The 16,681-nt window shown below is 68.4% G+C and carries 18 protein-coding genes and 1 pseudogene; 14 read left to right on the plus strand and 5 right to left on the minus strand.

Annotated features, from left to right (window positions below; translation table 11 throughout):
• Nucleotides 1–31 precede the first annotated feature (31 nt).
• Genes ACWDUM_RS14470 through ACWDUM_RS14480 form a run of 3 tightly spaced genes read left to right on the plus strand, consistent with a single transcriptional unit; the run spans nucleotide 32 to nucleotide 3,977 of the window.
• Nucleotides 32–2,014, plus strand: coding sequence for a flavin-containing monooxygenase (locus tag ACWDUM_RS14470; RefSeq protein WP_450134491.1), 1,983 nt, complete (start codon nucleotides 32–34; stop codon nucleotides 2,012–2,014).
• Nucleotides 2,011–3,720 carry a 3-ketosteroid-delta-1-dehydrogenase gene (locus tag ACWDUM_RS14475; RefSeq protein ID WP_450134492.1) on the plus strand — a complete coding sequence of 570 codons (1,710 nt, stop codon included), beginning with the start codon at nucleotides 2,011–2,013 and terminating at the stop codon, nucleotides 3,718–3,720. The genes ACWDUM_RS14470 and ACWDUM_RS14475 overlap by 4 nt, the downstream gene beginning before the upstream one ends.
• Complete coding sequence (locus ACWDUM_RS14480) at nucleotides 3,717–3,977, plus strand: hypothetical protein (RefSeq protein ID WP_450134493.1); 261 nt, start codon at nucleotides 3,717–3,719, stop codon at nucleotides 3,975–3,977. Before ACWDUM_RS14475 ends, ACWDUM_RS14480 begins: the two co-directional genes overlap by 4 nt.
• Nucleotides 3,978–4,030: 53 nt before the next feature.
• Here the strand turns inward: ACWDUM_RS14480 and ACWDUM_RS14485 are convergent, their stop codons facing one another.
• Nucleotides 4,031–5,227, minus strand: a complete 1,197-nt coding sequence (locus tag ACWDUM_RS14485) for an NADH:flavin oxidoreductase (RefSeq protein WP_450134494.1) — start codon at nucleotides 5,225–5,227, stop codon at nucleotides 4,031–4,033.
• 33 nt (nucleotides 5,228–5,260) lie between these two features.
• Nucleotides 5,261–5,905: a TetR/AcrR family transcriptional regulator gene (locus ACWDUM_RS14490; RefSeq protein ID WP_450134495.1), complete on the minus strand. Its 645-nt coding sequence runs from the start codon at nucleotides 5,903–5,905 to the stop codon at nucleotides 5,261–5,263.
• Nucleotides 5,906–5,993: 88 nt separating this feature from the next.
• Here ACWDUM_RS14490 and ACWDUM_RS14495 point away from each other — a divergent pair, with 88 nt between their 5' ends.
• The gene (locus ACWDUM_RS14495; protein ID WP_450134496.1) at nucleotides 5,994–6,842 is read left to right on the plus strand and encodes an SDR family oxidoreductase; all 849 of its coding nucleotides are present in this window, start codon (nucleotides 5,994–5,996) and stop codon (nucleotides 6,840–6,842) included.
• A 1-nt stretch (nucleotide 6,843) separates the two neighbouring features.
• Here ACWDUM_RS14495 and ACWDUM_RS14500 read toward each other — a convergent pair whose 3' ends face one another.
• Nucleotides 6,844–7,326 carry a nuclear transport factor 2 family protein gene (locus ACWDUM_RS14500; protein WP_450134497.1) on the minus strand — a complete coding sequence of 161 codons (483 nt, stop codon included), beginning with the start codon at nucleotides 7,324–7,326 and terminating at the stop codon, nucleotides 6,844–6,846.
• 201 nt (nucleotides 7,327–7,527) lie between these two features.
• On the opposite strand from ACWDUM_RS14500, the gene ACWDUM_RS14505 reads away from it, so the two are divergent.
• The 8 genes and pseudogenes from ACWDUM_RS14505 to ACWDUM_RS14540 all read left to right on the plus strand — a co-directional run bounded on the left by ACWDUM_RS14505 (nucleotide 7,528) and on the right by ACWDUM_RS14540 (nucleotide 13,721).
• Nucleotides 7,528–8,349 (plus strand): SDR family NAD(P)-dependent oxidoreductase, encoded by an 822-nt coding sequence (locus ACWDUM_RS14505; protein ID WP_450134498.1) that lies wholly within the window; start codon nucleotides 7,528–7,530, stop codon nucleotides 8,347–8,349.
• 3 nt (nucleotides 8,350–8,352) lie between these two features.
• Nucleotides 8,353–9,216, plus strand: a complete 864-nt coding sequence (locus tag ACWDUM_RS14510) for a TIGR03619 family F420-dependent LLM class oxidoreductase (protein WP_450134499.1) — start codon at nucleotides 8,353–8,355, stop codon at nucleotides 9,214–9,216.
• A gap of 20 nt (nucleotides 9,217–9,236) precedes the next feature.
• Entirely contained in the window at nucleotides 9,237–9,752 is a 516-nt protein-coding gene (locus ACWDUM_RS14515; RefSeq protein WP_450134500.1) for a nuclear transport factor 2 family protein, read from the plus strand.
• Nucleotides 9,753–9,882: 130 nt separating this feature from the next.
• Entirely contained in the window at nucleotides 9,883–10,230 is a 348-nt protein-coding gene (locus tag ACWDUM_RS14520; protein WP_450134501.1) for a hypothetical protein, read from the plus strand.
• Between the two features lie 310 nt (nucleotides 10,231–10,540).
• Nucleotides 10,541–10,819, plus strand: a pseudogene (locus ACWDUM_RS14525) (Dabb family protein); the annotation flags it as partial.
• Between the two features lie 120 nt (nucleotides 10,820–10,939).
• A complete protein-coding gene (locus ACWDUM_RS14530; protein ID WP_450134741.1) occupies nucleotides 10,940–11,893 on the plus strand; it encodes an alpha/beta hydrolase in 954 nt (317 codons plus the stop codon).
• A 47-nt stretch (nucleotides 11,894–11,940) separates the two neighbouring features.
• Complete coding sequence (locus ACWDUM_RS14535) at nucleotides 11,941–12,834, plus strand: SDR family NAD(P)-dependent oxidoreductase (RefSeq protein ID WP_450134502.1); 894 nt, start codon at nucleotides 11,941–11,943, stop codon at nucleotides 12,832–12,834.
• Nucleotides 12,831–13,721, plus strand: coding sequence for an SDR family NAD(P)-dependent oxidoreductase (locus ACWDUM_RS14540; RefSeq protein ID WP_450134503.1), 891 nt, complete (start codon nucleotides 12,831–12,833; stop codon nucleotides 13,719–13,721). Before ACWDUM_RS14535 ends, ACWDUM_RS14540 begins: the two co-directional genes overlap by 4 nt.
• Nucleotides 13,722–13,794: 73 nt before the next feature.
• Here the strand turns inward: ACWDUM_RS14540 and ACWDUM_RS14545 are convergent, their stop codons facing one another.
• On the minus strand, nucleotides 13,795–14,385 hold the full coding sequence (locus ACWDUM_RS14545; protein WP_450134504.1) for a helix-turn-helix domain-containing protein: 591 nt from the start codon (nucleotides 14,383–14,385) through the stop codon (nucleotides 13,795–13,797).
• A 47-nt stretch (nucleotides 14,386–14,432) separates the two neighbouring features.
• Here ACWDUM_RS14545 and ACWDUM_RS14550 point away from each other — a divergent pair, with 47 nt between their 5' ends.
• Together ACWDUM_RS14550 and ACWDUM_RS14555 are read left to right on the plus strand one after the other, a co-directional pair.
• Complete coding sequence (locus tag ACWDUM_RS14550; RefSeq protein WP_450134505.1) at nucleotides 14,433–15,308, plus strand: class I SAM-dependent methyltransferase; 876 nt, start codon at nucleotides 14,433–14,435, stop codon at nucleotides 15,306–15,308.
• Nucleotides 15,309–15,380: 72 nt separating this feature from the next.
• Complete coding sequence (locus tag ACWDUM_RS14555; protein WP_450134506.1) at nucleotides 15,381–15,914, plus strand: HutD family protein; 534 nt, start codon at nucleotides 15,381–15,383, stop codon at nucleotides 15,912–15,914.
• Here the strand turns inward: ACWDUM_RS14555 and yaaA are convergent.
• On the minus strand, nucleotides 15,907–16,647 hold the full coding sequence (yaaA, locus tag ACWDUM_RS14560) for a peroxide stress protein YaaA (protein WP_450134507.1): 741 nt from the start codon (nucleotides 16,645–16,647) through the stop codon (nucleotides 15,907–15,909). The two genes, ACWDUM_RS14555 and yaaA, sit on opposite strands and share 8 nt — an antisense overlap.
• Between the last annotated feature and the right edge of the window lie 34 nt (nucleotides 16,648–16,681).

Here is a 16,681-nt window from a genome sequence, read left to right on the forward strand (position 1 = left end):
CAACCACACATTCATCGACGAGAGGCCGATCATGACCGACACGATGCCCGTCGCCTCCAGGGCCGACACCGAGGAATTCGAATCGCAGTTGGCCGCCGCGATCGACGTGTGCGACCCGGCGCCACTGCTCATGTCGCTCGTTCACGTGACCGGAGACACCGGACTCCTCGACGAGTTCGGTCCGCGGCTGACGATCAGCGAACCGGGGAATCACTATCGGACCGGCACTCGCCCGGCCACACCGCCGGGGCAGTACCCCGAGGACGTGGTCGCCGACATCCGGGCCCGCGCGCACAAGTTGCTCACCGCCGATATGGCCGATCGCCTCGGCGTTCCCGACCCCGAACTGTTCGTTCGCATGGCGACGGTGGGGACGTCGGAGCGCGTCGACGAGGAGTTCGTCCAGATTCTGCGCGAACAGTCCGGGTTCGTCCTGGGGGAGCGCCGCGTCCCGGTGACCGTCGCGCCCCCGGCCGACTTCTCGGTCATCGTCATCGGCGCGGGGATCGTCGGTATCAACGCCGCGATCAAGTTGCAGGATGCCGGCTTCGCCTACCGTGTGTTCGAGGCGCGACACGAAATCGGCGGAACCTGGTCGCGCAACACGTATCCGGGTGCCGCCGTCGACACTCCCAGCCACTACTACTCGTACTCGTTCGAGCTGAACCCCGGCTGGTCGAAGTACTACCCCTCGGGAACCGAGTACCAGCGATACCTCGAGGGCGTCGTCGACACCTACGGGATCGCCGAGAACATTTCCTTCCGCACCCGCGTGCTGTCCGCGACCTGGCTCGACGACCAGCACGTCTGGGAGGTGACCACCGAATCCGCCGACGGCACCCGTGAGGTGCACCGCGCGAACGCGGTGGTGACCGCGCTCGGCATGCTCAACTCGCCGAACATTCCCGACGTCGAGGGCATGGACACGTTTGCCGGAACCGTTGTCCACACCGCCGACTGGGACGCCGGCCTCGACCTGACCGGCAAGCGCGTCGTGGTGCTCGGAACCGGCTGTACGTCCGTGCAGGTCGTCGCCAGCATCGTCGACCAGGTGAAGTCACTCGACGTCGTGGTCCGGTCACCGCACTGGATCGTGCCGGAAAAGGCCGTCGTGAACGACGTTCCGGACGGCGAGAAATGGGCGCTCGCCCACATCCCGCGCTACCACGAGTGGTTCCGGCTGCGCTCGTACTGGTTCGCGTCCGACAATCTGTACACGTTGCCGCGGATCGATGCCGAATGGGCGAAGACGCACTTCTCCGCCTCGCCGGCCAACGAGATGGTGCTGAACACGGCACGGAACTACCTGCAGACCAGCTTCGCCGACCGCCCCGACCTGGTGGAGAAGCTGACGCCCGACTTCCGTCCGTACGGCAAGCGGATCGTCAAGGATCCCGGTTTCTTCAAGGCGCTCACGCGAGAGCACGTGACCCTGCACCGGGCGTCGTTCCAGCGGGTGACACCGGACGGTGTGATCACTACCGAGGGCGACTTCGTGCCCGCCGATGTCATCATCCTGGCGACCGGCTTCGCACTGGAGTTCACCACGTCCATCGAGATCGCCGGACGCGACGGGCGAATGCTCGCCGACCAGTGGAAGGGTGGTGACGACCCCCGCGCCTATCTCGGCATCCAGGTGTCCGGCTTCCCGAACCTGTTCGTCACGGCGGGACCGAATTCGGCACCGAACCACGGTGCCGGCCACAACATTCTGAGCGAGGAGCACGTTCACTACGTCATCGAGTGCCTGCAGTACCTCCTCGAGAACGGGCACGATGCGATGGACGTGCGGCAGGAAGTGCAGGGCGACTACAACCGCAGGGTGGACGAGGCGCTGGACAAGACGGTGTGGGTGCATCCGGGCGCGAAGGTCAACGGCTACTACCGCAACAGCGCCGGACGGGCAGTGGTGCCGTGTCCGTGGCGTCTGGTCGACTTCTGGACGATGCTGCGGGAACCGAACCCGGAGGCTCTCGAGTTCATCGACCCCACCACCCGAGGCGGCGACCGATGAGTCCCGAACCCGCAATCGTCGACGGGTGTGTGGAAGTCGACCTGCTCGTCGTCGGATCCGGCACCGGTCTGGCCGCTGCGCTGGCCGCATCGGAGGCCGGACTGTCGACGCTGGTCGTGGAGAAATCCGAGTACGTGGGCGGGTCGCTGGCCCGTTCGGGTGGAGCGTTCTGGGTTCCCGGAAACCCGGTGCTGGCGGCACTCGCGCCGTCCGACACCCTCTCGGACGCCCGCACCTACGTCCGCGCGGTGGTGGACGGTAGCGCGCCCGACGAGCGGGGTGAGGCGTTCCTCGACCACGGTGGCGCCGCCATCGCGATGCTCGAGCGCATGACACCGATGAAATTCATGTGGGCGAAAGGGTATTCGGACTATCACCCGGAGAGGCCGGGTGGATCGGCGCTGGGCCGGACCTGCGAGTGCAAGCCGTTCGACATGTCCGTGCTCGGTTCCGAGCAGGCCAGGCTCAGACCCGGTCTGCTCGACGCGCCGCTGCCGATGCCGGTCACCGGTGCCGACTACAAGTGGCTCAACCTCCTCACCCGGACGCCGCGCAGGTCGCTGGCCCGGGCAATGCGGGCGTTCGCCATCGGGGTCGGCGGCCTCGCACTGCGACGGCGGTACGTGGCCGGCGGTCAGGCTCTGGCCGCAGGGCTGTTCGCGGGGGCGGTCCGAGCGGGCATCCCGATCTGGACCGACTCGCCGCTGGTCGAGTTGACCGAGCGGGACGGGCGGATCGTCGGTGCGGTGGTGGAGCGGGCAGGTCGTCGGACCACCGTCGTGGCCCGGCGCGGGGTGGTGCTCGCCGCGGGAGGCTTCGACCACGAAATGGAGATGCGGCACAAGTTCCAGTCCGCACGGCTGGCTGAGAACGTCAGCCTGGGATGCACCGCGAACACCGGCGACGCCATCAGGCTGGCCCAGGATCACGGTGCCGCGGTCGGCCTCATGGATCAGGCGTGGTGGTTTCCGGCGGTGGCGCCGCTGCCCGGCGGACAGCCGAGGGTCCTGCTCGCCGAACGCTCGCTCCCGGGATCGTTCATCGTCGATCAGACCGGCCGCCGCTTCCTCAACGAGGCGATGGACTACATGTCGTTCGGACAGCGCGTGCTGGCCCGCGAGCGCGAGGGCGACCCGATCGAGAAGATGTGGCTCGTCTTCGACCAGCGCTATCGCAACAGTTACCTGTTTGCCGGGGAGTTCTACGCTCGGCAGCCGCTTCCGGACTCCTGGTACGAGCACGGGGTCGCACACCGGGCCGGCGGGGCGCGGGAACTCGCCGCCAAGATGGGGGTGCCCGGCCCCGAGTTCGCGGCGACCATGCGGACGTTCAACAACGCCGCTGCGAAGGGCATCGATCACGACTTCGGTCGCGGGTCCAGCGCCTACGACCGGTACTACGGAGACCCGACGGTGACCCCCAACCCGAACCTGCGTGCGCTGCACGAGGAGTCCCTCTTCGCTGTCGAGGTCGTCCTCAGTGACCTGGGGACCTGTGGTGGTCTGAGTGCGGATCACCATGCGCGCGTGCGCCGCGAGGACGGCACCGTCATGGACGGTCTCTACGCGATCGGGAACACCGCCGCGAACGCGTTCGGCGCGACGTATCCCGGCGCCGGGGCGACGATCGGTCAGGGACTCGTGTACGGCTACGTCGCGGCACGGACTGCGGCCGGGGCGCCGCTTCCCGTGAGGATCCCGGGATGACGATGCAGGAACTGAACTGCGAGACGTGTGGGCGGGTCGTGCTCGTCGAGAAGTTCAGTCCGGCCCACACGTCGATCCAGTGGACATCCGACGCGTCGGGGTGCCCGCTGATCGCGGAGGCCACGCACTCGCTCGGCGACCGCGATCGGGGCTGCGGCGCGCTGCGGCGCACCATCGACCGCGCGGTGGCGAGTCACGGACTGGGCGAATCGTGCATCGACTTGCCCTCCGGCCCGGATCTGCCACGCCTGCACTGACGAAAACGGAAGCGGCCATGGAAATCCATGGCCGCTTCCGTTTTCGTCGTGTGTCAGTCCGCGGTGCCGACGACGAGCGGGCAGCGCGTGCCCGTGAAGATGCTCGCCGCGCACTTGTTGCAGTGGATGCACAGTGAACGCGTCTCGCGGTCGCGTTGGATACGCGCGATGAGGTCGGGCTCACGCAGCAGGGCTCGCGCCATGGCGACGAACTCGAACCCCTCACGCATGGCGACCTCCATGGCATCGAGGTCGGTGACACCGCCGAGGAGTACGAGCGGGAGCGACAATTCGTCACGGAATTGCCGCGCGTACTCCAGGAAGTACAGCGGCTCGTACGGGTAGTGCTTGAACACTGCCTTGCCGAACACCTTCATCCCGAACTGCACGATCGGGACCTGCGTCTCCGCCATCTCCTGCAGCGGCACGTCGCCGCGGAACAGGTACATCGGATTCAGCAGGGACGAACCGCCGGTCAGCTCCAGCGCGTCCAGGTGCCCGTCCGATTCGAGCATCTTCGCGAACGGCAGGGATTCGTCGAGCCAGAATCCGCCGGGCACGCCGTCGGCCATGTTCATCTTCGCGAGGACTGCGATCTCACCGCCTGCGGCTTCGGCGACGGCGGCGAGGATGCGGCGGGCGAACTCGGCCCGGTTGGCGAGGGAGCCGCCCCAGCGGTCCTTGCGGTGGTTGACTTTCGGGCTCAGGAACGAACTGGCGAGGTAGTTGTGACCGAGGTGGACCTCGACGGCGTCGAATCCAACCTCGCGCGCGTAGCGGGTGGCCTGTCCGTGGGCGTCGATGATCCGCTGGATGTCCTCGTCGCCCGCCTTGTGGTCCATGCTCATCGACAGCGGGTTCGGCCGGCCGGACGGCGCGAGCGAGGGCAGCCCGTTCGAACGGGAGTTGGCGACGGGACCGGCATGGCCGATCTGTGCGGACACCTTCGCGCCGGTCGCGTGGACGGAATCGGTGAGGTGCCGAAGTCCGTCCAGGGCCTCCGGGCGCCAGTAGATCTGGTCGCGTTCGGTGCGCCCTTCGGGGGCGACGGCGAGGTATGCGACCGTCGTCATGCCGACGCCTCCCGCGCCGACCGCAACGTGGAAGTCCACGAGGCGGTCACTGACGAGGGCATTCGGTGTCGCGCCCTCGAACGTCGCGGACTTGATGACGCGGTTGCGCAGCGTGATCGGTCCGAGGCGCGCGGGAGCGAGTGGGTCGGGTACCGGGGTGGTGGGTGGTGTTGTCATGCGATCTCCATATTTCTCGGGCTGTGAGAGGAGTCATGCACTTGCGGGTGAAACGTGGGTCGCGATGTCCATCCAGCGCAGCATCGCGTCGACGGCGTCGGCGGAATCCCCATGTGCGCCGGCTTCGGCCCATTCGGTCAGTGCGGCAAACGCCGCGGCCTGATAGGCGGTGGCCAACGCGCGGGCGATCGCCGGTGGTGCTTCGGGGATCCGCCGGGTGAGGTAGTCGGACAACACGGTGATCCACGGCCGATATGCCTCGGTCGCCATCCCGGCCAGCTCCGGCTCGCTCGAGATCAGACGGAGCCAGTCGGGGCTGACTCGTTGGACTCGCGGCCGGCGTGAGACCGAATCCACCACAGCGGTTCGAACCGCTTCACCAACCGGAGTGGACTCCGGTATGGCGGACAGGGATTCGCGCAACCGGTCGGTGGCCGAGGCTACACCGATCCACGCGATGGCGGACTTCACGGAGAAGTGCCGGATGAGGGTGCGGGTGCTGATGCCGGTCGCCGCGGCGAGATCGCTCCAGCTGGTCGCGGCGTAACCCTGACGCGACCACAGTGTGAAGGCGACCTCCGCGACCGCTTCGGGTTCGAGGACGGTGGGCCGTCCGCGTCCCCGTCCGCTCGCGGGTCGAGTGGACGGCTCTGAGAGTGAGGATTCTTCGCGACTCACGGTCCGAGAACACCATTATTGGCGTAATGTGTCAAATATCGGCTGCCGGACACGGCGGTGTCGGTTCGATGAGCGAAAGGTGAAGGGCGTGGGCGTGTATGCGGTGACCGGATCCGCCTCGGGTATGGGTCGTGCGGTCGCGGATAGACTCCGGGGAGCCGGGCACACGGTCATCGGTGTCGACATCAGGGAGGCCGATGTCGTGGCGGACCTGTCGACCGCCCAGGGCAGGCGACAGGCTGTGCGGGACGTGCTGGCGGCCGCGGGCGACCGACTGGACGGCGCCGTCCTGGCCGCGGGACTCGGACCGGCGCCGGGACGAGACCGCCCCAGGCTGATCGCCGAGGTCAACTACTTCGGTGTCGTCGACCTGCTGGAGGGGTGGCGGGATGCGCTCGCCGCGGCGGGAAACGCCAAGGTGGTCGTCTTCTCCAGCAACTCGACCACGACAACTCCGGCCGTCCCTCGGCGCACGATCAAGGCGTTCCTCGATGGCGACGCGCACCGGGCAGTGCGGTCGGTCCGCGTATTCGGAAAGGCCGCTCCCGCAATCGCCTACGCGGGATCGAAGATCGCAGTCAGCAGGTGGGTGCGCCGCACAGCGGTGCGATCGGAGTGGGCGGGCGCCGGCATCCGCCTGAACGCACTCGCCCCCGGTGCGATCATGACGCCGCTGCTCGAGAAGCAGCTCTCCACTCCGTCGGAGGCGAAGGCCATCCGCTCGTTCCCGGTCCCCGTCGGAGGATTCGGCGACGCCGGCCAACTCGGGGACTGGGTGGTGTTCATGTTGTCCGATGCCGCCGATTTCCTCTGTGGGAGTGTCGTCTTCGTCGACGGTGGCTCCGACGCGTACTTCCGGCCAGACGACTGGCCGCGGTCCGTCCCGGTTCGGCGGATTGTCTCCTATCTCCGCCGATTCCGGGGATTCGGACGGTGACTCAACGAGGCGCGGGTTCCCTGCACTCGTAGAACCGTGGGGTCGTGTCGACCCGGAGGCGGGTCAGTGCGCGTCGGCTGATGAGCCAACGCCCGTCCTCCTTGCGGTACTCCTCGTGGTAGTGGCCGTAGCCGTGGAGGTGCTCCTCCTGGTCGCCGTTCGTCCACCACAGGTGGTCCTCCATCGCCCAGATTCCACGGGCGGTCGTGTCGGAGGTCAGTTCGATCTCGGGGGTGTGACCGTGGTGCACCGAGGTGATCGGGTGCCGGCCGTCCAGGACCCGCTTGATGGATGCCGTCACGGCGTCCGGTCCGACCACGCTGTGGTCGCCGAATGTCAGGCTGACGACGTCGTCCGTGTGCAGTGTCGGATAGATGTGCCACTCCTTGTTGTCCATGCACCGCAGCCGCGCCGCGAAGGTTCGCTTGATCTCCTCGATGGCCAGGAACTGTTCAGCGGGGCTGAGTGAAATTTCGATCGTCATGGTGAAACTGTCGGTCATTGTGCGGTCGAGCGCAACAGACGTTTCCGCTCAGTGGTGACGAAACATGTTGCCGCCCTGCGTCACAATTGTGAAGCCAGACGGGATCGATTCGATGTTTCGTTCTTCGGGAGGCGGCTGCACACCGCGGTTGTGATGGTCGACACTGGGCGGGTACACACGGCAACTCGGTGAGGAGACAATGTGATCGACGCGAAACGTTACGGACCATGGGCAGTGATCGCCGGCGGCTCGGAGGGCGTCGGCGCCTCGTTCGCCGTGCAACTCGCCGAATCGGGCGTGAACCTCGTCCTCATCGCGCGGAAACCTGAACCCCTCAGGGAGACCGCGGATCGGGCCCGTGCGTTGGGCGTGCAGGTGCGCACGCTGTCGCTCGACCTGACCGAGTCGTCATCGATCGCCGAGATCATCTCTGCCACGGCTGATGTCGAAGTCGGACTGTTGGTCTACAACGCGGGTGCCAACAGTTACGGCAGTGAGTTCGTGCTCGGCGAGCTCGACCGATTCCGTACGGTCATCGATCTGAACATCACCGCGCAACTGGCCCTGGTGAACCACTTCGGTGCGAAGATGCGCGCAGCCGGCCGGGGCGGAATCCTCCTGGTCGGATCCTTGAGCGGCTACATGGGTGGCTTCCATCAGGGCGTCTACGGTGGCGCGAAGGCATTCGGGCGCATCTTCGCGGAATCACTGTGGCTCGAGCTCCGCGATCACGGTGTCGATGTCCTGGAACTCGTCCTCGGTGTCACCCGCACACCGGCGATGCAGCGTGCGGGGTTGAACTTCGACCTGCCCGGGATGCTGGTCAGCGATCCGGACGACGTGGCGAGGGAGGGGCTGGAGCATCTCGCGGACGGCCCGGTGTGGATCGCCGGCGGCAATGCAGAGAAAGCGCAGAGGAACAGTGGCCCCGACCGTGCGGGGCTGATTCTCGCTGCCCACGAGGCGATGCTCAAGTTGTTGCCGCCGCGGGAGGAACAGCCTGCCGGCGACAGTCGGGGCTGACTGATGCGCATCGGGATCGTCAGCCCGGTCGTCACCAGAGTTCCCGGTGCCCACTCGGCCTGGGAGGCCGATGTGGGCATCGCGGAACTCGCGCTGATCGCCGAGCACGCGGACGCTCTGGGATTCGCGCACCTGACGTGCAGCGAGCACGTTGCAGTGCCGGTCGCGGTGGCGCAGCAGCGCGGCGGGACCTACTGGGATCCGCTCGCGACCTTCGGGTACCTCGCGGCGCGGACAGACCGGATCCGGTTCGTGACGCAGGTGCTTGTGCTCGGCTATCACCATCCGTTGGAGATCGCCAAGAGGTACGGCACCCTGGACACCGTCAGCGACGGCCGCCTCACCCTCGGCCTGGGCGTCGGCTCACTCGCCGAGGAGTTCGAAGTCCTGGACGTCCCCTTCGACGGTCGCGGCGAACGAGCCGACGATGCCATGCGCGCCTTGCGGCAGGCTCTGTCGGTGGAGGTGCCGGAATATCGCGGACCACACTACGAGTTCGGTGGCATGCAAGTGGACCCGCGTGCCGTGCAGGAGCATCTTCCGCTCTGGGTCGGCGGGCGCTCGAAGCGGTCCCTGCGCCGGGCCGTCGAACTGGGCGACGGCTGGGTCCCGTTCGGCCTCTCGAACGCGGCCGTGCGGTCGATGCTGGGCGGTGTCGATCTCCCGGACCACTTCGACACCGTCCTGTCCGCGGGAACCGTCGACCCGGTCGGCCGTCGCGACGAAGCGGAGCGGGCCGTCGCTGAGGCGGTGGCCGCAGGCGCGACGACGGTCAACGTCACCGTTGCGGCCGGTTCCCATCACGAGTACTGCGATCAACTGTCGGCGCTCGCCGACATGTTCAATCTCGAAACCCGGTCGCGGTGACCGGCATGACAGGAGGAACCGTGGACGATCGTCTTGAGAGGCTTGAGAAGCGGCTGCGACTGCTCGAGGACGAGCGGGAGATCCAGCGAATCGTCGCCCGATACGGACCACTGGTGGACGATGGTCGTGCCGACGACGTAGCGGGCCTGTGGGCCGACGATGGAGTGTACGACGTCGACGGTCTGTACATGGCCGGCCGCGAGGACATCGCGGCAATGGTCCGGTCGGACACCCACCAGGGATTCATCTCCGGAGGCTGCGCTCACTTCCAGGGGCCGGTGCACATCACGGTCGACGGCGACACCGCTACGGCTGCAAGCTACTCGCTGATGGTCCTGCACCGCGACGGTCGATTCGTCGTCGGCCGTGCCACCGCACACCACTGGCAATTCGAACGCGGTGGCGCGCGGTGGCAGGTGCGGCGGAGGACCAGTCGCGCGCTCGACGGCGACGAGTACGCACACCGGCTGCTGTCTGCCGGTGTGCGTGGGGAGGGGTACGAGGATGCCTGCTTCGGTGACCGTCAGTCGGGCTGAGCCCCTCCGGCACGGCGGGTTTCAGGCAACTCACCGAGGTGAGGTGGGCGAGTGCTGCGGATCCGACGTGATCTCCCGCACAACGGGAGACGGTGATCCGTTGGCGCCTTTGCGGTCCTAGCGTGAGCGAATGGCCGACCAGAGGATCTACATAGTCGATCGCGTGACGACCGAACCCGGGCGCGGGCGAGCTTTCGTCGACGCGTACATGTCGGACTACGTGCCGCAGGCCACGCGCATCGGGATGACGCTCGACCGGGTGCTGGTGAGCCCTCCGGTGTGGTTCGAGGACGACGGGAACACGGTGACCGCGACCTGGACGGTCTCCGGCCACGAGCAGTGGTGGCAGACCGCGATCGCCCGCCGATTCGACGCCGGCTTCGTCGACTTCTGGAATCGCGTCGAGCCGATGGTGTCACAGCGTTCACGCTCGATGGCGGCCGAAGCAGAGAGTGTGGAGGGAATGTGCCGTGTTTAGCGTGACCCGTCTCGTTCACCTGACCGAACCGAGTGACGTGGACGCTGTCGTCGACCGGATCCGTACCGCCGTGGAGGCGACGCCCCGCCGGTACGCGCTGGTGCGGCCGACGCTCGATGGCGTCCGCAACGGCGGCGACGTCCTCGTCCATCTCCGATTCGCGACACAGGCGGAGTGGGAGCGCTGTCGGTCGGCCGTGGAGTCGGCGATCGGCGGACCGGACGTCCGGCACGTCGACGGCGCAGACTACGTCGCCGGAAGCGGGCGGGAGTCGTGGAGCGGGTCACGCACCGGCGCAGTTGAACCCACGGTGTACCGGACACTGCTCCTGCGGGTGGACGACTCTGCCGCACGCGACCTCGTGGAGAGGTTCGAACAGGAGATGCTCAGGATGCCGCGGCATGTCACGTCGATGCTGTCGTGGCAGCTCAGTCGCGTCACCTCCGCGACCGGCACGAGCGAGTGGACCCACGTCTGGGAGCAGTCCTTCACCGATGTCGACGGACTCCTCGGTGAGTACATGGCCCACCCGGTGCACTGGGGGTACGTCGACAAGTGGTTCGACCCGGAAGCCGCCGAGTACATCGTGAAGGACCGTGTCTGCCACAGTTTTTGCGCTCTTCCCAAGGAGATTCCGCTGAATCGGAATCCGCTCGACAAGAAGGAGGACGGCGTGCGCCGATCCGATCTGCACCCCGACGTCGAGGCGATGCTCGCCGGCCTGGAGGCCGGGTTCCCCGACGTGACGCAGTACCCCGCCGCCGAGCTTCGGCAGGTCATCGTCTCGCGGCGCGCGCCGCTGACCCGGACTCCGGACATGCGGGTCGCGCAGGATGTGGTGATCGACGGACCGGGTGGCGATCTGGCGGTGCGGGTGTACGTCCCGCACGGCGACACCATATCCCCGCGCCCGGTGATCGTGTTCGCCCACGGCGGCGGGTTCGTGTTCTGCGATCTCGACAGCCACGACGAGTTCTGCCGGTCGATGGCCGAGGCCGTCGACGCCGTCGTCGTGTCGGTGGACTACCGGCTGGCGCCGGAGCATCCGGCGCCGGCGGCGATGGAGGACGTGTACGCGGCGGTGTGCTGGACCGTGGCGAACGCCGCGGCCTACGGCGGCGACCCGGCGCGCGTCGCGGTCGCGGGTGACAGTGCGGGAGGCAATCTTTCGGCGGCGGTGTCGGTGGCGGCGCGGGAGCGCGGCGGCCCGTCGATCGCGGCGCAGATCCTGCTGTACCCGGTGATCGGGGACGACTTCGAGACGGAGTCCTACCAGCGGTACGGCGTCGGGTACTACAACACCACGAAGGCGATGCGCTGGTACTGGGAGCAATACGCGCCGCAGGGCCGGGACAGCGAACTCGTCGTCCCGAGCCGTGCTACGACACTGACGGGGCTGCCACCGGCGTTGGTGGCCACCGCGGAGCTGGACCCGCCGTGCACGGAGGGCGAGGCGTACGCCGAGCGGCTCGCCGCGGACGGCGTTCCGGTGATCGCGCACCGCTTCGACGGCCTGTTCCACGGATTTCTCACCTTCCCGCAGCTGTCGCTGACCGGGCCGGCGAGGCAGGAGCTGTGGCAGCTGATCCGCCGGATCCTCGACCCCGGCTTCGGTGCGTCGAACGCCGAGGAATCGCACGCGCACACCACGACACGACACTGACGATTCGGGGTGCGAACCCCAACACGCGCAGACACGACAGGGAACACATGACACAACGATTGACGGGCCGCACCGCACTGGTGACGGGAAGCAGCCGGGGGATCGGGCGGGCGATCGCACAGCGTCTGGCGGCGGAGGGCGCCACGGTGGTGGTCACCGCGCGCTCGACGACGCCGTCGCGGTCGGTTCGGGAGGGTCGCGAGCACGTGCTCGAGGGCACCCTCGCCGAGACCGTGGAGCTGATCGAGCGCGCCGGAGGCCGGGCCGTGGCGATCGCGGCGGACCTGGAGGATCCGGTGCAGCGTGCCGGACTGGTCGATGCCGCGGTCGACGCCGTCGAAGGCGTCGACATCCTCGTCAACAATGCCGGTTTCGCCGACTACTCATCGATCGAGTCGATGGGGGAGGACACCTTCGACCGCACTGTGGAGCACTATCTGAAGGTTCCGTTCCTGTTGTCGCAGGCGGTGATTCCCCGTATGCGCAAGGCCGGTGGCGGCTGGATCGTGAACATCGGCTCCTCCACCGGACTCCCGCCGATCCGACCGTTCCGCGAGTACAACAAGACGTCCGGCGACGTGATCTACGCGTCCGCCAAGGCGGCGCTGCACCGGTTCACGCAGGGATTGGCGGCGGAGGTTCAGGGCGACAACATCGCCGTCAACGTGGTCGGGCCGTCGACGGCGATCATGACGCCCGGTGCGGCGTCGTTGCTGCCGGAGGGCTACGAGGCCGAACCGGTCGAATATCTCGCGCAGACCGTGCTGGAGATGTGCACCCTGCCCGCGGCGGAGCGCACCGGACTGGTCGCGTTCAGCCTGCACTTCCCGTGGTCGCAGGGCATCGCGGTGACAAGTCTGGACGGCGGGCGTGAGCTACCGCGTCTCGAGCCGCCTGCGTGGGCGAACCCGAACATCGCGGCGGACGGATTGGGGGCGTGACGGTGCAGGTGGGTGCGGCGCGGGAACGCTTCTCCCGCGGGGTCGCGGTGGTGACGGGGGCGGCCGCCGGGATCGGTGAGGGCATCGCACGGCATCTCGCGTCACTGGGGATGACGGCGGTGGTCGCGGACGTCGACACCGAGCGGGCACGGACGGTCGCCGACGACATCGTGGCGGGCGGCGGTCGCGCCGAGCCGCACACCGTCGATGTCGCCGACCCGGAGTCCGTCGAGGCGATGGCGGCGGCGGTGTTCGATCGCCACGGCAGCGTCGAACTGCTCGTGAACAACGCGGGCGTGGAGACCGCCGGCCTGCTGTGGGAGATCGACCGGGAGCGGTGGCGCCGGCTGATGCAGATCAACGTCGACGGCGTCTTCCACTGCCTGCGGTCCTTCGTGCCGCGGATGATCGCGACGGGGACGCCGTCGTGCATCGCGAACCTGTCGTCGGTGGGCGGGCTGAACTCGGTTGCAGTCCAGTCGCCGTACATCGTCAGCAAGCACGCGGTGCTGGCGATGACCGAGTGCCTGCACCAGGACCTGTCGATCGTCGGCGCACCCATCCAGGTCAGTGCGGTCATCCCGCATTCGATTCGCAGCGAGATCTTCCTGTCGGCGCAGCGTGAGGCGCCGACGGCCAACGCCACCGCGAACGCGGTGTTCGCCGCGATGCAGCGCGACAACGTCGAGAGGGGGCTCGATCCGCTCGTCGCCGCGGAGCACATGATCGAGCAGATCGCCCGGGGGGAGTTCTGGATCCACTCGGACGACGAGCTGTGCATCGCCGCCGCCCACCGCCGTGGCCGGCAACTCTTGGAGCTCAACCCGCCCGATGATCCGCACGCCATGCTCACCCGTATGGGGGTGACGGTCGACCGGTCGAGGTGAGGGCGCGTGAACGCCGAGACAGCGGGCGGTGCACGCCCGAGACCGCGGCAGGCACGGACCTCGGTGGAGGGTGTCAGTTCTCCGTCTGGTCGTCCGGCGGTTCCAGGTGGGCACGCCGGCCGTCGCGGTCGAGGATCGACAGGATCTCCGTCGGACCGTCGTAGGCGGTGATGCCGTGCGGCGTCATCGTGGAGAACTGGGCCGCCTGGCCCGCCTCGACGCGGATCGTGCGTTCGCCGAGCTGGAGCCGAACGGTTCCGGACAACACGGTGAACCACTCGAGGCCCGGATGGATGCCGAGCTTGTCGGCGGGCACCGGGGTCTCGTCGGTGATGCGCAACTTGGCCACGGTCACCCCAGGCAGGCTGCCCTCCCGGGACAACAGCCACGTCGTGACACCGCGACGTTGCTGCGGTTCGGGCCGGATCACGACGTCGGCGTCGTCGGGCGACTCGACCAGTTCGTCCAGGGTGGTGTCGAGTGCACGCGCGATGGGTACCAGCTGGTCGAGAGCGATCCGGCGGTGTCCGGTCTCGATGCGGCTCAGCGTGGACGGGCTCATGTGGCAGCGGGCGGCGAGGGCGTCGAGGGACCAGCCGCGGGCCAGCCGCAGGCTGCGGATGCGACGGCGGACCACGTCCTCCAGGACCACTTCTTGCGTCATGGGCAAGATTGTATGCCTCAAGCGCATGAAGGGGTTAGCGTGGCGTCATGGCTCAGCACGCACACACCCACCATCCCGACGGTCACGGTCACGGTCACGGTCACGGGCACGGCCACGGCAACGACGAGACCGGGCTCGCGGACATGCTCGACCTCGACGCCGAGGTGCACGGCCCGCTCCTCGACGAGCTCACCGGGTGGGCCGCCGGACATGCTCCGACCGAGGTTCGCAGCGTTGCCGACATCGGAGCAGGCACCGGCACCGGCACGCTGGCCCTGGCGCGGCGGTTCCCGGACGCCGACCTGATCGCGATCGACCGCTCGGACGTGATGCTCGACCGCGTGCGCGCGGCGGCGCAGGCGCAGGATCTGGACGGACGGGTGCGGCTCGTACGGGCCGATCTCGACGTAGGGTGGCCGGCCGTCGACTCGGTCGACGTCGCCTGGGCGGCGCTGGCGCTGCACGAGGTCGCCGACCCGGACCGTCTGCTCGGCGACGTCCACGGCGCACTGAATCCCGGCGGAGTGCTTGCGGTCGTCGAGATGGACGGGTTCCCCCGGTTCCTGCCCGACGAGATCGGGTTCGGCACGCCCGGACTGGAGGCCCGCTGTCACCAGGTCCTCCTCGGCGCGGGCTGGAACACCCACCCGGACTGGCGTGAGCACCTCGTTCGGGCCGGGTTCGAGGTCGCCGACCAGCGCACCTTCCCCGTGCGGCACCCCGCGACCGAGAACACGGGCCGCTACGCGCAGACCTTCCTGGGGCGGGCGCGTGACTTCCTCGCCGACCGGATCGACGCCGACGATCTCGCGGCCCTCGACCGGTTGCTCGGTGACGGTCCCGACGCCGTCACGAGGCGCGGCGACCTCGTCGTCGGTGGCAGCCGCACCGTGTGGGCGGCCCGCCGGCCCGCCGATCGGTGACGGCCGTACGGTTGTTCGGAGGTCGCCGGACCCGACGACCGGACCGGCACGCGACGAAGGAGTAAGCGCCCCATGACATCCGCCCGTCCCCGACACACCCGCGCCGTCGACCGTGAGGTGGTGCGCTGGCGCAACGGTCAGGGCACCACGCAGGTCGTCGAGGAAACCGATCTGTGGCGGGTGAGCATCGCAGACGAGCCGACGAGGTCCACGTTCTCGGTCATCGAGGGCTACGACCGGCTGCTGATGCCGACCGGATCGGTGACGATGGAGATGAGTGGACCGCCGTACGAGACGTCCGGGGAGGTGCAGTCGACGGGCGAGGTGCACCGGGTGGCGCCGCCCAGGCAGGTCTTCGTGTTTCCGGGCGAGTGGGCCCCGAGTTGCCGGGCGGCCGACCGCACCCGGGCACTGAACGTGATGGGCAGGCGGGGCCGCGTCGAGATGTCACTGCGGCTCGCCGACGTGACCGCACCGGTGGACGTGGATGCGGTGCGGATCTACGTCGATCTCGACACCGAGGACGCGGTGATCGTGTCGCCCGGCGACGACACGACGCCCGACTGGGCCGGCGAGTGCGCGGTGGTCTCGATCCGGACTAGGTGAGGATGACCAGCTCCGTCGGGGAGGCGATCTCGACCGTCAGGCCCGCCTTGGCGGCGACCCGGGCGACACCCTTCACATCGGACGGCTCCGCCCGCGAGACGACGAGGGCGCGCGCCAGCAAGCCCTTGTGATGCTTGTTGAAGTGGCTTACGACCGACCGGCTGCCGTCCGGCTTCTCGGTGAGGACGGTCGTGGTCACCGCCCCGGAGAGCGGGCCGAGCTGCTGGTAGGTGCCGGAGCGCAGGTCCACCACCAGTCCCTCGTCCTCCGCTTCGAGCGCCGGGGTCAGCTCCGGCTTCCACAGCGACTGCAACGTGCCCATCCCGGGCAGCTTCGACCCGCCGGACAGGCGGTACGCGGGGATCGCGTCGCCGGCCCGCACCACACCGAACAGCGCCGACCCGATCGCCAGCCGGGACAGTGCCTTCGCCTTCTGCGCGCGGGTGAACGACTTCGCGTCGAGCGCATCGAACAGCACCCCGGTGTAGCGCTCGAGTGCGGGACGGGTGGGGGAGGTCCACAGGGCGGCATTGCGGGCGACCTCGTCGGCCTGCCCGGCGCTGAGGCCCAGCGCCCGGCTGGACGCCTCGACGTCCGCGGCCAACTCGACGAGCGCGTCGACGAGCATCTCGCGGGTCGCGGTCAGCTTCGGAAGCGAGAGTTCCCCGAGATCGAGCGGGGCGCCCTTGCCGCCGTCGGACTTGGTCTCGGATGGGGGCAGTAGTACCAGCACGGGCGGTAACGGTACCGGGCCGGGGACCCGGGCC

Source organism: Rhodococcus sp. NPDC003322 (genome assembly GCF_053589555.1).

Coding starts and splice junctions, on each gene's coding strand:
- ACWDUM_RS14470 (WP_450134491.1), top strand. CDS start 32: ATGACCGACACGATGCCCGTCGCCTCCAGGGCCGACACCGAGGAATTC.
- ACWDUM_RS14475 (WP_450134492.1), top strand. CDS start 2,011: ATGAGTCCCGAACCCGCAATCGTCGACGGGTGTGTGGAAGTCGACCTG.
- ACWDUM_RS14480 (WP_450134493.1), top strand. CDS start 3,717: ATGACGATGCAGGAACTGAACTGCGAGACGTGTGGGCGGGTCGTGCTC.
- ACWDUM_RS14485 (WP_450134494.1), bottom strand. CDS start 5,227: ATGACAACACCACCCACCACCCCGGTACCCGACCCACTCGCTCCCGCG.
- ACWDUM_RS14500 (WP_450134497.1), bottom strand. CDS start 7,326: ATGACGATCGAAATTTCACTCAGCCCCGCTGAACAGTTCCTGGCCATC.
- ACWDUM_RS14510 (WP_450134499.1), top strand. CDS start 8,353: ATGCGCATCGGGATCGTCAGCCCGGTCGTCACCAGAGTTCCCGGTGCC.
- ACWDUM_RS14520 (WP_450134501.1), top strand. CDS start 9,883: ATGGCCGACCAGAGGATCTACATAGTCGATCGCGTGACGACCGAACCC.
- ACWDUM_RS14530 (WP_450134741.1), top strand. CDS start 10,940: ATGCTCGCCGGCCTGGAGGCCGGGTTCCCCGACGTGACGCAGTACCCC.
- ACWDUM_RS14535 (WP_450134502.1), top strand. CDS start 11,941: ATGACACAACGATTGACGGGCCGCACCGCACTGGTGACGGGAAGCAGC.
- ACWDUM_RS14545 (WP_450134504.1), bottom strand. CDS start 14,385: ATGACGCAAGAAGTGGTCCTGGAGGACGTGGTCCGCCGTCGCATCCGC.
- ACWDUM_RS14550 (WP_450134505.1), top strand. CDS start 14,433: ATGGCTCAGCACGCACACACCCACCATCCCGACGGTCACGGTCACGGT.
- ACWDUM_RS14555 (WP_450134506.1), top strand. CDS start 15,381: ATGACATCCGCCCGTCCCCGACACACCCGCGCCGTCGACCGTGAGGTG.